The organism is Sinorhizobium arboris LMG 14919 (assembly GCF_000427465.1).
Lineage (GTDB): Bacteria > Pseudomonadota > Alphaproteobacteria > Rhizobiales > Rhizobiaceae > Sinorhizobium > Sinorhizobium arboris.
Genome location: NZ_ATYB01000008.1, coordinates 1,496,689 through 1,511,299 on the forward strand (window position 1 = coordinate 1,496,689; position 14,611 = coordinate 1,511,299).

General features: G+C 62.2%; 19 protein-coding genes. 12 read left to right on the forward strand and 7 right to left on the reverse strand.

Going from position 1 to position 14,611, the window contains the following annotated elements:
- Positions 1–127 precede the first annotated feature (127 nt).
- The gene (locus tag SINAR_RS0107620; protein WP_150824003.1) at positions 128–397 is read left to right on the forward strand and encodes a hypothetical protein; all 270 of its coding nucleotides are present in this window, start codon (positions 128–130) and stop codon (positions 395–397) included.
- 75 nt (positions 398–472) lie between these two features.
- Positions 473–649 carry a hypothetical protein gene (locus SINAR_RS1000000137320; RefSeq protein ID WP_167333583.1) on the forward strand — a complete coding sequence of 59 codons (177 nt, stop codon included), beginning with the start codon at positions 473–475 and terminating at the stop codon, positions 647–649.
- Positions 650–744: 95 nt separating this feature from the next.
- Here SINAR_RS1000000137320 and SINAR_RS0107630 read toward each other — a convergent pair whose 3' ends face one another.
- Positions 745–1,074, reverse strand: coding sequence for a hypothetical protein (locus SINAR_RS0107630; protein ID WP_027998549.1), 330 nt, complete (start codon positions 1,072–1,074; stop codon positions 745–747).
- 138 nt (positions 1,075–1,212) lie between these two features.
- Between SINAR_RS0107630 and SINAR_RS0107635 the strand changes: the two genes are divergently transcribed.
- Positions 1,213–1,428: a hypothetical protein gene (locus tag SINAR_RS0107635; protein WP_027998550.1), complete on the forward strand. Its 216-nt coding sequence runs from the start codon at positions 1,213–1,215 to the stop codon at positions 1,426–1,428.
- Positions 1,429–1,464: 36 nt separating this feature from the next.
- Here SINAR_RS0107635 and SINAR_RS0107640 read toward each other — a convergent pair whose 3' ends face one another.
- Positions 1,465–1,992, reverse strand: a complete 528-nt coding sequence (locus tag SINAR_RS0107640; protein WP_027998551.1) for a cupin domain-containing protein — start codon at positions 1,990–1,992, stop codon at positions 1,465–1,467.
- A gap of 251 nt (positions 1,993–2,243) precedes the next feature.
- On the opposite strand from SINAR_RS0107640, the gene SINAR_RS0107645 reads away from it, so the two are divergent.
- Together SINAR_RS0107645 and SINAR_RS0107650 are read left to right on the forward strand one after the other, a co-directional pair.
- The gene (locus tag SINAR_RS0107645) at positions 2,244–2,540 is read left to right on the forward strand and encodes a DUF3175 domain-containing protein (RefSeq protein ID WP_027998552.1); all 297 of its coding nucleotides are present in this window, start codon (positions 2,244–2,246) and stop codon (positions 2,538–2,540) included.
- A gap of 24 nt (positions 2,541–2,564) precedes the next feature.
- Positions 2,565–3,287: a glutathione S-transferase gene (locus tag SINAR_RS0107650; protein WP_027998553.1), complete on the forward strand. Its 723-nt coding sequence runs from the start codon at positions 2,565–2,567 to the stop codon at positions 3,285–3,287.
- Between the two features lie 3 nt (positions 3,288–3,290).
- On the opposite strand, the gene SINAR_RS0107655 is transcribed toward SINAR_RS0107650, so the two are convergent.
- Together SINAR_RS0107655 and treZ are read right to left on the reverse strand one after the other, a co-directional pair.
- Positions 3,291–3,932, reverse strand: coding sequence for a UdgX family uracil-DNA binding protein (locus SINAR_RS0107655; protein ID WP_027998554.1), 642 nt, complete (start codon positions 3,930–3,932; stop codon positions 3,291–3,293).
- Positions 3,933–4,021: 89 nt separating this feature from the next.
- Positions 4,022–5,827: a malto-oligosyltrehalose trehalohydrolase gene (gene treZ, locus SINAR_RS0107660; RefSeq protein ID WP_027998555.1), complete on the reverse strand. Its 1,806-nt coding sequence runs from the start codon at positions 5,825–5,827 to the stop codon at positions 4,022–4,024.
- A 142-nt stretch (positions 5,828–5,969) separates the two neighbouring features.
- Between treZ and glgX the strand changes: the two genes are divergently transcribed.
- Together glgX and SINAR_RS0107670 are read left to right on the forward strand one after the other, a co-directional pair.
- Complete coding sequence (glgX, locus tag SINAR_RS0107665; RefSeq protein WP_027998556.1) at positions 5,970–8,066, forward strand: glycogen debranching protein GlgX; 2,097 nt, start codon at positions 5,970–5,972, stop codon at positions 8,064–8,066.
- Entirely contained in the window at positions 8,059–9,207 is a 1,149-nt protein-coding gene (locus SINAR_RS0107670) for a DNA topoisomerase IB (protein WP_027998557.1), read from the forward strand. The genes glgX and SINAR_RS0107670 overlap by 8 nt, the downstream gene beginning before the upstream one ends.
- Before the next feature lie 73 nt (positions 9,208–9,280).
- Here SINAR_RS0107670 and SINAR_RS01000000133125 read toward each other — a convergent pair whose 3' ends face one another.
- Complete coding sequence (locus SINAR_RS01000000133125) at positions 9,281–10,015, reverse strand: BON domain-containing protein (protein WP_033057046.1); 735 nt, start codon at positions 10,013–10,015, stop codon at positions 9,281–9,283.
- Between the two features lie 165 nt (positions 10,016–10,180).
- On the opposite strand from SINAR_RS01000000133125, the gene SINAR_RS1000000136490 reads away from it, so the two are divergent.
- The 4 genes from SINAR_RS1000000136490 to SINAR_RS0107695 all read left to right on the forward strand — a co-directional run bounded on the left by SINAR_RS1000000136490 (position 10,181) and on the right by SINAR_RS0107695 (position 11,632).
- Entirely contained in the window at positions 10,181–10,345 is a 165-nt protein-coding gene (locus tag SINAR_RS1000000136490; RefSeq protein WP_150824004.1) for a hypothetical protein, read from the forward strand.
- 95 nt (positions 10,346–10,440) lie between these two features.
- Positions 10,441–10,704 carry a DUF2934 domain-containing protein gene (locus SINAR_RS0107685; RefSeq protein WP_027998558.1) on the forward strand — a complete coding sequence of 88 codons (264 nt, stop codon included), beginning with the start codon at positions 10,441–10,443 and terminating at the stop codon, positions 10,702–10,704.
- A gap of 61 nt (positions 10,705–10,765) precedes the next feature.
- A complete protein-coding gene (locus tag SINAR_RS0107690) occupies positions 10,766–11,206 on the forward strand; it encodes a CBS domain-containing protein (RefSeq protein WP_027998559.1) in 441 nt (146 codons plus the stop codon).
- A 69-nt stretch (positions 11,207–11,275) separates the two neighbouring features.
- On the forward strand, positions 11,276–11,632 hold the full coding sequence (locus SINAR_RS0107695) for a hypothetical protein (RefSeq protein WP_027998560.1): 357 nt from the start codon (positions 11,276–11,278) through the stop codon (positions 11,630–11,632).
- Between the two features lie 82 nt (positions 11,633–11,714).
- On the opposite strand, the gene SINAR_RS0107700 is transcribed toward SINAR_RS0107695, so the two are convergent.
- Positions 11,715–12,149 carry a DUF4168 domain-containing protein gene (locus SINAR_RS0107700; RefSeq protein WP_027998561.1) on the reverse strand — a complete coding sequence of 145 codons (435 nt, stop codon included), beginning with the start codon at positions 12,147–12,149 and terminating at the stop codon, positions 11,715–11,717.
- 390 nt (positions 12,150–12,539) lie between these two features.
- Positions 12,540–13,349: a class I SAM-dependent methyltransferase gene (locus SINAR_RS0107705; protein ID WP_027998562.1), complete on the reverse strand. Its 810-nt coding sequence runs from the start codon at positions 13,347–13,349 to the stop codon at positions 12,540–12,542.
- Positions 13,350–13,454: 105 nt separating this feature from the next.
- Here SINAR_RS0107705 and SINAR_RS0107710 point away from each other — a divergent pair, with 105 nt between their 5' ends.
- The gene (locus tag SINAR_RS0107710; RefSeq protein ID WP_027998563.1) at positions 13,455–14,588 is read left to right on the forward strand and encodes an ABC transporter substrate-binding protein; all 1,134 of its coding nucleotides are present in this window, start codon (positions 13,455–13,457) and stop codon (positions 14,586–14,588) included.
- Positions 14,589–14,611 lie beyond the last annotated feature (23 nt).

Genomic DNA, 14,611 nt, shown 5'->3' on the forward strand with positions numbered 1-14,611 from the left:
GAACAATCAGCGCGGCGATCGATTTACACAGCTAGGGCGGATGAGGGCACACTGCCGTTCCCTGCCGCTGGAGATGGCGCTTCGGATCCGGAGTCGCCACCGGCAATGCCAGTTCATGGAGCTTGCGATGACCGCTGCGATGACGACGATCGACCACGACACGATCCGCAATTGGATAGAAGCCCGCGAGGGGCAGCCGGCGCGCGTCAAGGGCGCGACCGAGGGCGGTGGAGGTCTCCTTCGCGTCGATTTCGGCAAACCCGAAGACACGCTGGAGAAGATTTCCTGGGATGAGTTCTTCAAGATTTTCGAACAGGAGAATCTGGCCTTCCTCCATCAGGACATGACCGACGACGGGCAGACCAGCCGCTTCTGTAAATTCATCCACCGGCACTGAACCGAAGAGCGGTATCGGAGGAAGACGAAAGAGCATTTGAGGCCGTCAACGCCATGCGGCGGAAAGGATCTCGCGATGCTTATCATCAAAAAGCCGAAGCCCGCGAGGGAAGGCCAGGAAGACTCCGTCCCGCCCGTTACCGGCCGAAAGCCGGTCCCTGCAAAGATCACGAGGCCCGCGACGGACGATTGTGAACGCCTCGACGACCCCAATTCGCTTTTCTGGCGCGGCGTCTGGATGACCGTATTCTAGTCTGGAGCGTTTGACTGTTTCATTGAAACAGTGAAACGCCTTCGAAACGATGCGCCTCCGCACGGAAGACCTTACGCAGGTTCTCTGGAAGTGCCCTAGAGGGCGCCGTCGTCAAGCGATTGCTCGATCTCCTCGAGACGCGCCGTCAAACGCTTGATCTCGTGCCGCTTCTCGGCGACCACGTCTCTCGCCGTCTCGAGCCTGTCCGGCACCGTACCGACGGCCGTGTGGGTCTCGGTCGCGATCGTATCGATTTCGGCCTGAAGCCGAGCGATCCGCTCGCGCAGTTCGCCGAGTTGGTTTCCGATCCCCGGTGCGCTCTTCCGACCTCCCTCCCATGCATCGATCGGCTCGTCGACGCTCGGTGGATCCAGCGGACGCGCGTCAACCGCCGGGCGCGGTTCTCCAAGCTTGTTCGTGTTCATGGCTTACCTCCCGTAAGCGTCATCAACTCCGGACCGCGGCCGATGTTCCGCCAGAGTTCTTCTATTCACGTATTTGAGGGAGCTACATGGAACTTCCCGCGACGGCCGTCGTTTCCTTCCCGCCAGTGGGAGGATTTCATGCATTCCGAAGAATACCTTGAGCTTCACTACGATCTGTTGAGCCACAGGGCGCTCCTGTCGTGTGGCCGCAGGGCGTATGTGCTGCCGGACATCTACGAGACCAAGGAAATGGCGCAGGCAGCGGCCCAGAAGTTCGCCTGGGAGACGCTCGGCCTGAAGGAGCGGACAGCGGGGGCCCGGACGGCCGCCGATCTGCCCGTATGGCTGCGCTGACGCCTGCGACGATTTCGGCCGCTTCCGGTGGAGCTGTCATTCGTCAGGCCCGCGCTTCGCATGGGACGCGGGTTGCCAGACCGTGACGGCAGGCCCCTCCGCGCCGAGGACGGGATCGAAGCGCGGCAGCGGTACCGAGTCGATCGCTTTGCGGTGATCGGCGGTCGCGGGGCTGCTCTGAATGTCGGCGTCCTGACCCGGCGGATAGCCGCCGACGACCAGAAAATCGCCGCTCGCCTCCTTCCGGCGGTGACCGGTCCCGGCCGGAAGGAGAATGACGTCGCCTGCTGCGACCTCGATCTCCTGACCGTCCGGCCCGCCGATCAGAAGTCGCGCCCGGCCCTCGGCAATCCCCAAAACCTCATGCGCGCCGCAATGGTAATGGTGATGGGCAAAAACGCCATCGCGCCAGAGGCCACGCCAACCGTTCGCGCGGAAACGTTCCTCGATCCGTGCCGCCGTATCACCGGTGACGTCGATCGCTTGACGATAGACGAGAACCGGCAGGCGCGGGTTGTTCGGTACGCCGCCGCTTTCGGCGAACATGAGCTCTTCGATCTTCATCGTTTTCTCCTCGGCAGGTGTTCTGTTTGGCCGCCGAATCGGAACGAATTCCGCTGCCGTATGTTTCCTCCCACAGTGCCGATTCAGGAAGTGGAGCAATTCCAGGAAAAGTGCGCAGCGGTTTTCCGTCCGGAATTGCGGCAGACAAAAAGGGCCAGCGCAATTCCAGGAAAAGTGCGCAGCGGTTTTCCGTTCGGAATTGCGGAGATGCTCTAGGTCGCAGCCTTTCTGCGGACATGGGAGCAAGGATGATGGGCAAAAAGCACAAGAACAAAAAGAAATGGTCGCAGGAGGTGACCGAACACAGCGATGCGCTGGACCTCGAGCCTGGAATCTTCAAGTCCGAGAAACCCGAGGAGATTGCGCAGTCGTTGAAGCAGTCGGCAGAGAAGAGCGATCGCCGCAAGTCAAATCCGTTCCGCTCTGCCATGTCGATGCTGACGTTTTATATCAACCGGGCGGGCGGTGGTTTGAGCCGCAGCCAGAGGGACGTGCTCGAAAGGGCGAAGAACGAGCTCAGAAAAGACTTCGGCCGCGAACCAAAATGAATGCCGACAAAGAAGGGGGCCATCATGCCATACAAGCTCTATTACTGGGATAGTATTCCCGGGCGCGGCGAATTCGTGCGGCTCGCGCTCGAGGAGGCCGGCGCGGATTACATCGACATCGCCCGCGAGCCAGGGGGCACGAATGAAATGCTGAAGCTGATGAAGGAGCCCGGCGGCGCCGCTGCTCCCTTCGCTCCCCCGTTCCTCGTCGACGGCAGCCTCGTCATATCTCACGTCGCCAACATCCTTTTCTACCTCGGGCCGAGGCTCGGCCTTGCGCCCGAGGACGAGGGACTTCGCACCGTTGCCAACGGCCTGCAGCTGACGATCACCGATTTTGTCGCGGAGATTCACGATACGTATCATCCCATCGCCGTGTCGCTTTATTACGAGGACCAGAAGCCGGAAGCGCTGAGGCGGTCGGCCGATTTCCTCTCCGAGCGCCTGCCGGTGTTCCTCGGCTATTTCGAACGCGTGCTCGCGCAGAATTCGAGTAGCCAACGGTACATGGTCGGCGATCGGCTGAGTTATGTGGACCTCTCGCTGTTTCAAGTGATCGAAGGTTTGCGCTACGCCTTTCCCAGGGCCATGGAGGCCTACGAAGCAAATATTCCCGGCCTGGTCGCCTTGCACGATGCCGTTCGCGCACTGCCAAGAATTCGCCGCTATCTCGCGTCGCAGCGGCGGCTTGCCTTCAATGAAGCCTGCGTCTTCCGCCACTACCCGGAACTCGACCGGCAGTCCTGACGATCAATCGATTCGAGCCGCCACCTTGGCGAGATCGTTGACGAAACGGGCGCGCTCCGCTTCGGGGTCGGCTCTGCCGCGGATTCTCAGGAGATAGGAGGGATGGATGGTTACGAGCACCGAGAAGCCTCCGGGCGCTGCCAGAAGCTCGCCCCGGTTTTTCGTGACGCCAACACCCCGCCCGAGCAGGGACATCAGCGCCGTGGCCCCCAGCGCGACGACGATCTCGGGGCGGAGTTCTTCGAGTTCCGCGCCGAGCCACCAGGCGCAAGCCTGGATCTCCCCGGCATTCGGCCGCGAATGCAGCCGGCGCTTGCCGCGCTGTTCGAATTTGAAGTGCTTGACGGCATTGGTCAAATAGCAGTCCAATCGGTCGATGCCGGCTTCGTGCAGGCATTCGTCGAGGATACGCCCCGCAGGCCCAACGAAGGGGCGCCCGGCAAGGTCCTCCCGATCACCCGGCTGTTCGCCGACGAGCACGACACGGGCGTCGACCGGGCCCTCGCCGAAGACCAGTTGCGTTGCGTTCTTGTAGAGGTCGCAGCGTTCGCAACCCTCGGCGCGCTGCCGCAGAGAGGCAATCGTCGGTGCCTCGGCGTGTTCGCCCGCAAGAGCCGGGCCGAGTTGCGCGGGTTGTTTCTGCATCATTCGTCGAAGATCTTTCCTCACTCCGTGTACTTGCTGCCGCCGACATCTAACCGTTCGGCACAATGCATGTTCCGTCCGCGAGCACTTCACCGTGCAATCGCGACGAGGATAGCCGGGCCGGCCAGTTCGCTGCCGTTAGCTGCCCCGCCGCCGGACGTCTCGCTCATAAAGATGGGCTGACCGCGGATTGCGGGAATGGGGTGCGTCTCCTGCGAAAGGTTGACGCGCAATTCCAGGCAGGCCTCCTCGAACTGCCAGTCGACGGCGACGGTCCCGTCCTCTGTCTCGAATGCCCGGCATTCCGGGACGGCGGTGGCGGTAATGAGCGGCACGATGTGCCGTTGCCGGATCTCTGCGAGTTCGCGCATAAGGGCAAGATGCCGCTCGCCGGCCGGGCTTGCCGCGCGGCTCCAGCGCAGCTTCGAGCCGGCAAAGACCTCCGGATCGAGCGGGTCGGGCAGGTCGTCGACGGTCTTGTCCTGCGGAATGCCTCCAAAATTTTCGGCCTCGTCCCGCCGTCCGAGCCGAATTGCCTCGGCGATTTTCCCCTGATAGTCCGAGAAGAAACAGAAGGGCTGCGTCTCGCCGTACTCCTCACCCATGAAGAGGAGCGGTATTTGCGGCGCGAGCATGTGCATGGCTGTGAGCACCCGTAGGCTGTCCTCCTTCACGAGCGAGGCAAGCCGCTCGCCGAAGGCGCGGTTGCCGATCTGGTCGTGGTTCTGGAGGAAATTCACCCGGCCTTGCGGTGGTACGCGGGCGCGGCTCCCTTCAGGGGAGAAATTATCCTCCTTTGCGGACACGGCAAAGCCTTCGGACAGCGCGTTGCGGATCTTGCCCCAGGAGTCGTCGGTGAAGGGACGATAGTGGCCCTTGGTTTCGCCGGTCACCACGACATGCAGAGCGTTGTGGAGGTCGTCGTTCCATGCCGCGTCGAAGAGCATGCGCGCGCCGCTCGCGTCACGCTGCAGAAGGCTTCTGCGGCGGTACGCGTCTTCCACCACCAGATGAATCCGGCGGTCGGCGAATGTTTCCCGTACTTCGCGCTCCAGCGCGACCAGAAAATGCGGCTTGCTCGTATCACGGATCTGTTCGGTCGCATCGAGGCGCAATCCGTCGAAACGGAAATCGCCGAGCCAGTAGAGCGCGTTCTCGATGAAATACCGCCGGACGGCTTCCTCTTCGAAGGCGATCGACGCGCCCCAGGGTGTCGGGCGGTCTTTGTTGAAGAAGCGACTCGCATATCGGGAAAGATAATTTCCCTCCGGCCCGAAGTGGTTATAGACCACGTCCAGCAGGACCGTCAGACCGAGCGAATGGGCCGCATCGACAAGCGCCTTCAGGTCATCCGGCTTCCCGTAGGCATTGTGCGGCGCATAGTGCAGCACGCCGTCGTAGCCCCAGCCCCGCGCGCCGGGGAATTGCGCGACGGGCATGATCTCGATCGCGGTGATCCCGGCCCCTGCCAGATGCGGCAAGCGCTCGATTGCGGCGCGAAATGTGCCCTCCCGCGTGAAGCAGCCGATATGCAGCTCCGAAATGACCGCCTCTTCCCAGGGCCTGCCGCGCCAGGAGGAGGTCTGCCATCGATATGACGCCTGATCGACGAGGATCGAGGGGCCCGAGGCGTCACGCTCCTGGGCCGACGAGGCGGGATCGGCCACCTCGGTTCCATCGGCAAGCCGGAAGCAATAGCTCTCGCCCGCTTTCGCCTCGAGCGCGATTTCGAACCAGCCTTCATCGAGCGGCCGCATCTCATGCGCGGTTCCGCTGAGGACGAGGTCGACGCTCCGCTCGTCGGGAGCCCACAACCGGAAGCGGCAGATATCGCCGTCGATGAAATTCGCGCCCCAACTCTCTCTGAAACACGTACGCGTCGAACCTGCTCGCATCGGATATGTCCCTCGGCTGAAAGGCGAGGAACTGGCGCGGGGCGGGAAAGTTCCCCGGGGCACCTGCGTCACAAGAGGAACAAATGCCTGCCCGTTGCGTTGCATCAAAGCTGCTGGGCAAGGCGGTAGAGGGCGCGACTGAATGACTCTGGCTTTTTCCGAACTCGATTTCATGAAACCCGAACTCGGGGCAGAATACACCGGGCAGGGGACGCATTTCGCCGTCTTCTCGGCTCATGCGGAAAAGATCGAGCTTTGTCTGTTTTCCGAAGACGGGCGAGACGAAACAGCGCGCATGCCGCTGCCGAAACGCGAGGGCGATATCTGGTCGGGTTACATCGAGGGTATCGGCCCCGGCACGCTCTACGGCTATCGCGCCCACGGACCTTACGATCCGCACAATGGCCACCGTTTCAATCCGAACAAGCTGCTGCTCGATCCCTACGCCAAGCTGGTCGCGGGCGAACTCATCTGGGACGATGCGCTCTTCGGGTACACGATCGGCAGCGCTGAGGGCGATCTTTCCTTCGACGAGCGCGACAGTGCCCCCTTCATGGTGAAGGGCGTCGTTCAGGACCCTACTTTCGATTGGGCGGGCGAAGAAGCGATCCGCCGTCCCTGGACGGAAACAATCATCTACGAAGCGCATGTCCGCGGCATGACCATGACACATCCCGGCGTGCCGGACGAGTTGCGCGGCACATTCCTTGGCATGGCAAGCGATCCGATCATCGAGCACCTTATGAAGCTCGGCGTTTCTGCGATCGAACTGTTGCCCGTCCAATATTTCCTCGACGACCGCTACCTGGTGGAGCGGAATCTCAGAAACTATTGGGGGTATCAGACGCTCGGTTTCTTCGCGCCCCACAGGCGCTATCTGAAGGGCGACCACATCACCGAATTCAAGACGATGGTGAAGCGGTTTCATGCCGCCGGCATCGAAGTTCTGATGGATGTGGTCTACAACCATACTGCCGAGGGCTCGGAACGCGGGCCGACCCTGAGCTTCCGCGGCCTCGACAACTTCAGCTATTACCGCCAGTCGCCGGAGAAGCCGCGCCACACCTACGACACGACCGGCACCGGCAACACGCTCAACGTTGCCCATCCCCTGGTGTTGCGCATGGTGCTCGACAGCCTGCGCTACTGGGTGGGCGTGATGCACATCGATGGCTTCCGCTTCGACCTCGCAAGCACGCTCGGCCGCGAATACATGGAATTCGATCGCGAAGGCGGCTTCTTCGACGCGATCCGGCAGGATCCTATCCTGGCAGGCGTGAAGCTGATCGCCGAGCCCTGGGACGTCGGCGAGGGCGGTTATCAGCTCGGCGGTTTTCCGCCGCCGTTTCGCGAGTGGAACGATCAGTTCCGTGACGACGTCCGGCGTTTCTGGAAGGGAGATGCGGGCATGATTCCGGTACTTGCCGAGCGCATTGTCGGCTCACCGGTGCAGTTCAGGCACTCGGATCGTGCTGCGACCTCGTCGATCAATCTGGTCAGCGCCCATGACGGCTTCACCCTGATGGACACGGTCTCCTATGGCGAAAAGCACAACGAAGCGAACGGCGAGGCGAATCGCGACGGCCACTCGGACAATCATTCCGACAACATGGGCGCCGAAGGCCCGACCGACAACAGGGAGATAGACGAGGCCCGCAGACGGCGGCGAGCGGCCATGCTCGCCACTCTGATGGTCAGCCAGGGCGTGCCGATGGTGCTCGGCGGCGACGAGCTGGGCAACAGCCAGCGGGGTAACAACAACGCCTATTGCCAGGATAACGAGATCGGCTGGCTCGACTGGAGCGGAGCGGATGATGGCTTTCTGGATTTCTGCCGCAAGCTCTTCGCCTTTCGCAAGGAATGTCCTGTCCTGCGCCAGGAACGGTTCCTCGACGGGAAGCCCGACGAGAGTGGACGCGTCGAGATCGCCTGGTACAAGGCGGATGGCAGTGCCATGGACGAGGACGCCTGGCACGATGGTGAGCTTCGGCTGATCTGCGCCTATATCTGCCGTGTAGCGCAGAGCGAGGCTCCGCCAGCCGGCGAGATCGTCCTCGTACTCAATGCCGGCGGAGATTGCGAGATAGTCCTTCCTCACGCGAACGGAACCACGCGCTGGCTACGCGTGCTCGACACGGCAGCCCAAGATCAATTCGGCACGCGCGCAAGCGTGAGCCGCGAGACCATCCCGGCGCAGAGCGTCGTCGCCTTCATTCCGCAGGAGGGGGGCAATGGCTAGAGCTACGTCGGTCGACGTGCTCGAATGTCCGCCTGCCGCGACCGCGAACGGTCTGTGGAATCCGTCGGACGCCGGCTTTTCATCGGAGCTAACGGGCCTCGTCTATGTCAGCGACAGCGAGCCGGGCATTCGGCGGCAAAGGCGCGGCCAGGGCTTCGTCTATCGCATGCCGGACGGCTCAACGGTCACCGATCCGTCGGTCAAGAGCCGTATAGCGTCGCTAGGCCTTCCACCCGCCTATGAGAACGTCTGGATCTGCCTGGACGAGCGCGGTCATCTTCAGGCCACGGGTTACGATGCGCGCGGCCGAAAACAATATCGGTATCACAGCGAATGGCAGGCTCTCAGGAGCGCCGACAAGTTCGCGCAACTGGTGGAATTCGGCAAGGCGTTGCCGAAGATACGCCGTACCGTACGGCGCCATATGCAGGGCGACGTGGAGAACATGCAAACCGTGCTCGCGGCGCTCGTGGCATTGCTGGACGAAGCCCATCTGCGTACTGGCAACCAGGCCTATGTGCAGGCCAACGGAAGCTATGGGGCGACGACCCTTCTGAAACGTCACCTCAGACTGGGGGATGGCTTCATAGAGCTTAAATTCACCGGAAAAGGCGGCAAGCGCGTTCAGCGACGACTCCGCCGTCCCAAGTTGCAGCGGCTGCTCGAAGAGATCGCCGACCTGCCGGGCAGACAGCTTTTCGTCTGGAAGGATGAAAACGACGCGCTGCGGCCGGTCGATTCCGGCCGGCTCAACCGGTATCTCACGGATATCGCCGGCACAGCCATTTCGGCAAAGACGTTCCGGACCTGGGCCGGCACACTGGCGGCGTTCACGGTGGCACGGACCTCGATCGAAAAGGGCGAATGGCCGACGATCAAACAGATGAGCGAAGCTGCTGCATCCGTTCTTCACAACACGCCCGCCATCAGCCGGAGCAGCTATATTCATCCGGATGTGCTGGCCCTTGCCGATAAATCGGCCACGATCTCCGCACGTCAGCTTCAGGCGCGGGGGCGGGCGGACAGCGAATTGCGCCTGGAGGAGCAGCGCCTGCTGAGCTTTCTTGCGCGCGCGGCGCGCCGGAAGGAAAGGCCGCCGGCCGGGCCGACTGTTGGAGTCAGCGTTTCCCGCTCACACTAGACGAAGGCCAAGCCTTGCGTCTCCCGTTGAAGGACGCCGCGCAAGCCTTTGCGCGAGCGTCCCGTTCGCGGGCTCAACTGAGATCGGTGAGGTTGGGGTTCTGCTGGATCGTGGTGGTATCCGCCGTCTCTATGCGCAGATTGTTTTGCACATTTGTGACCCCCGATACGTCTTCGGCACAATCCTCGGCACGGCGTTTTGCCCATTTCGAGCTTACCGATCCATTGAGCTGTACCTCGCCGTTCGCCACGCTCACCTCAATGTTGGAGGCGTCGAGAGCGCCGTCGTCGCTCAGGCGATCGCTGACATCTTCCTGGATTCGACCGTCGGTCCGCCGGTAGCCTTTCGGACCCTTGCCGCGGTGCCGGTCCATCTCGCGCCTGCGCTCGGCATCTTCGTCACCGAACCAGGAAGCCACCTCGTCGCCCGCGCGGTCGAGGAAATCGCGCTCGCGGCGGCCATAATCCCGCGTTTCGCCGTAGCCTCCATAGCCGCGGTAGCGTTCTTCGCCGCGATAGCCATAGCCGGGACCATGATAGTCCCTGAAATAACGTTCGCGACCCCTCCGGTCGTAGTCGTCGCCGCTCCAGCCTTGGCTTTCGCCGCGGTAGCCCCCGGTCGGCCAGGACATCGAGCTCTCGTAGTCGGCGCCGCGAGGCTCGACATCTTCATCGAAACGGCTGCGCGACCGGGCGCGATGGCGCTCGGAACCATAAGGGTCGCGGTGGCGTTCGTTCTCCCAATCGCGGCGCGCCCAATCGCGGCGCCCGTAGGGATCGTATCTGCCATAGTCCGGATGTCTGGGCATGGAATCTCTCCTGGCTTTTGCTTTTGCTGATGCTGGGCCAAACCCGCGATCCACCCAAAGGGTTCCGCGCCTCGCCTTGTTCCCGGCACCGGCAGCGGAACAATTGCGCGCGGTCGGGATTTTCTCGAATGAGGGGTTCGCCCCGCCTGTTCAAGGGAGACGAAAATGCCGAACCCGCGTCAGCCGGAGCCAGTGCCGGAGCCGCCGCCGCCGGAGTTGCCCCCGTGGTATCCCGAAACGCCGATCGAGGAACCCGATCCGGACCGTCTGCCGGACGAAGTTCCGGTGCCTAATCCGGACGAAAATCCGGAGCCGCCAAAGCACATATGAAGGCCTCCGCACGGGTGGAAGAGCGATCGGAACAAATGGGCGGTGGCGCCGTTTGAAATTCGCCATCAACGGAGTTCAGCGGCGAGGTCAGGGACATGGACGAGATAAGGGACAGGGACAGCGAACGGGAAGAGCTCATCAGGCGCAGAGCCTATGCGATCTGGGAGCAGGAGGGCCGGCCCGACGGTCAGCATCAGCGCCATTGGGAGCAGGCGGCCCGGGAAATGCAAGGACAGAGCGACGGGCAGACCAACGGGCAGACCAACGGGAGCAAGCGCGAGAAGCAGACCGCGGCGGAGACTGAGGCAGTTGCTTCCCCGGAAGCAGATTCGGCTGCTCGCCCGGGCAGCGAGCGCTGAGCGGCCGCCACGGCGGTATCGGTTTCCCCGAGCCGCCTATGCAACGTGAAGGAGAATTCAAATGCGTGTATCGGAGATCATGACCAGAGACGTTCATCTCGCAAGCCCAAACGACACGATAACGGCTGTCGCGCGGCAGATGGCGGAGAACGATATCGGTTTCATGCCGGTCGGGGACAGCGACCGCCTGATCGGCATGATAACGGACAGAGACATCGTGGTCCGCGGTGTCGCAGACGGTATGGACCCCCAGGCAAGGGTCGCCGACATCATGACCACGGACGTGAAATACTGCTTCGACGACGACGAGGTGGACGATGTCGCGCGTAACATGGGCGACATCCAGGTTCGACGGCTGCCCGTGGTAAACCATGACAAACGGTTGGTCGGCATCGTATCGCTTGCCGACGCCGCGCGTGAACAGCCGCAAATGGCCGGCACCGGCCTGAAGGGCGTGACAGAGCCCGGCGGGGCACACAACCAGTCCCATCGAAGCGGCTGACCGAGGCGTCGTTCGACACTGGGGGGCGCGTTGGCGCCCCCTTTCTCACTTCGAGCACGGGAGCCCACCATGGCGGTAAAGCACGAAAGCATACCGAGCCGGGCTGGTCTCGCCCCCGATACGGAGCCCGATGATCACGTCGCCGATGCGGGCGATGCAGGAAGTGGTGCGCCGTATCTCGGCGAGGCGGATCGGGCGCGCCCGGACCCGCCACAGCCGCAGCCACGCAATTACGGCTCCGGTGGCGGAAGGGCCGCAACGGAGCCCGCGACCGCAGAAACGGGCATCGAGGCGGACGACGCCACTGGCGGCGAATACTGGAACCGGGTTCTCGGCGACAATACGAGTGCCGGTACCGTGCGCTTCCTCGCTGCCGTGGGGCTGTTCGTTGTAATAGCCGCGGTGCTTTTCTGGCTCGTCGGCTGAAGAGCCCGGATCGTTTCGCTGGACGGTGGAACGATCCGGGTCTTTGAAGTTGCTCAATTCCGGAGGGAAAACCTTCGCGCGATTACTGCGGCTGCGGCTGCTGCGGCGTCGACGTCTGGAGCTTTTCCTGGACCTTCTGGGCGAGCGCCGGGTCGCTCTGCGCGGCCTTCAGGATCGTCGTGTATTCCTCCACCGACATGTTCGGCGAAGTCTCCACGGCCTTGACCATTTCCTGACTGGCTTCGTTCTGGAGCTTTGCCTTCGCGGCCTCGTCGGTGGTCGCGTCGATTTTCGTGGAGTATTCCTGCCTTACTTTGTCGACCTGAAGATAGGCGACTGCGAAGGCTTCGATCTTTTGTTCGCTGATCGGGGTGCTCGTGCCGCTGGCGTCGGGTTGGGTCTGTGTCGGCTGCGTCTGTTGCGCCTGTGCGAGTTCGAGTGCCGAAGCCGGGCTGAGAAGCATCAAGCTGGAAGCTGCAACGGTCAGCGATGCAACGAGTGTGTAGCGAGTAATCATGTTCTGTCCTCCATGACGTGCATGACTTGATCGGCAGCAATACCGCCTTGCTCATTCGCTCCGCCTTCGAAAAGAACGACGCAAGCGACTCGGGGAGCATGTAGCCCCCAAAGGTGCTCGGTGCGGCGACGAGGGGGCAATTTGCTGACCATTACGCGGCAGCTTTGTGGCTCGCAGCGGATGTGGCGGAAAGGCATATGCAATTGAAAAGGGCGCTCGACCCTTTCGGGGAGCGCCCTTCGACCCGGAGATGCGCACGCCGGCGGAGTGATCCGCGCGCTGGCTCTCGATGACGGGTAGTCGCTGAGAAATGGAAACTGCGGCGGCCTGTTTCAAGGGGCAACCTAGTACGTGACCGACGCCGCCAATCTCAGCCGTGAGCAGTGAACTTCAGGCCACCGGTTTGCTTGCGCGGATCGCAAAGCGATGCTGGCTTCTCCGAGCGAGGCCCTTGAGCAGACTCCAGTTCTTCGCCTGCATCCGGTGTATCTCTCCGAGATCGGTATCGACGGTTATGTCGGTGAAGCCCGCACCTTGCAGCAGCGCGACGACGGCATCGGCGCGCGCGCCTTGCGAGAAGTGGACGCGGGCAAGAATGCTGCGATGCGTCTCCAGCATCTCCTTGGGCTGAGACGGCGGCTCGGGTCTGAGAAGCCCGGCACGCTGGCCCCAGGCGTTGAGCGCGGAAAAGATCCGTTCGAGCCGGGTCGCGTTGACGAAATCGCCATCGACGATCAGCAACCTGCCGCCGGGCTTGAGCACGCGAAGCCATTCCCTGAAGGCTGTAGCCGGATCGACCAGCGTCCATACCAGATGCCTGTTGACGACCACGTCATAATGGTCGTCCGGCTCCATCGTATTTTCCGCGTCACCCATGTGAAAGGAAATATCGCGCCCACGGGTCTTCGCCTTTTGCCGCGCGCGTTCGAGCATCGGTTCGGCCCAGTCGATGCCGGTTACCCGGAAGCCGAGGTCGTCGAGGAGGTGCGAGACCACCCCGGTTCCGCTCGCAAGGTCGAGTGCCGGGCGTCCGGCTCCTTCTCCGAGATGGCGCAGGATGAGCCGATGCCAGGCGGCGCGTTCCTCTTCGGAAAAAATCTCGTGACCGGGAGAGAGATCGAAAGTGGCAGCGCGTTTCGACCAGTAAGCTTTGATTTCGTCGCGAAGATCATAGTTCGGCCGCGATGCCACGTCGCTCATTTTCGGTCCCGGTCTCTTCTGTTTGGAAGCGTTCTAAAAGATATATGTTGACTGGTAAAGTCATGAAATATTAGAACGCACCGAATTTCGAAGGAGCAGGGAACGATGAGGTTTTTCAACAAGGTGGCCGCTGCCGCTGCGGGTTTCTACGTGCTTGTTTCGAGCGCCGCGTTCGCCGACGCCGTGAAGGTGACTGACGTCACCGGTCGCGAGGTTGAGGTCAACGTGCCGGTCGAGCATGTGATCCTCGGAGAGGGGCGCCAGATCTATTTCGTCGGCGCTCTCGACAAGGACGAACCGTTCAAGCGCGTCGTCGGCTGGCGCGACGATCTCGCCAAGGCCGACCCGGAAACCTACGCCGCCTACCTCGAGAAGTATCCCGACATTGCCAAGCTGCCGGCCTTCGGCGGGATGAAGGACGGAACCTTCGACATCGAGCAGGCGGTGGCACTGAAGCCCGACGTCATGCTGATGAATGTCGACGCCAAAACGGCGACGGAGGAGGCGGGCTATATCGAGAAGCTCGAAAAGGTCGGCATCCCGCTCGTCTATGTCGATTTCCGCGAAAAGCCGATGGAAAATACCGAACCGAGCATGCGCCTCATCGGCAAGCTCTTCGGCAAGGAGGACAAGGCCGAGGAATTCATCCGCTTCCGCGCCGACAGCATCGCCAAGGTGACCGATGTCCTCGCCAAGGCCGATCCGAAAAAGCCGCTCGTCTTCATGGAGCGCGCCGGCGGTTATTCGGATGACTGCTGCATGTCCTTCGGCAACGAGAACTTCGGCAAGATGGTCGAATTCGCAGGCGGCGTGAACATGGCGAAGGAGATCATTCCCGGCACCTTCGGGACGGTCAATCCGGAGCAGGTCATCGCTTCCGATCCGGACCAGATCATCATCACGGGGGGCAACTGGGAAGGCTATGTGCCCGGCGGGGCCTGGGTCGGCGTCGGCTATGGCGCGGACGAGAAGGAAGCCCGGCGCAAGCTCGAAGGCCTGACCAAGCGGCCGGCTTTCACCGGCGTGAAAGCGGTCAAGGACGGCAACGTGCATGCCATCTGGCACCAGTTCTACAACAATCCCTATCAGTTCGTCGCCATTCAGCAGATGGCAAAGTGGCTCCACCCGGATCTCTTCAAAGATCTCGATCCGGAGGCGACGTTCAAGGAACTGCACGAGCGTTTCCTGCCGTTGCCGTACAAGAGCGGCTATTTCGTTTCCCTGAATGCCAGCCAATAAGGCTCCGGTCGGAGGGCGAAAGC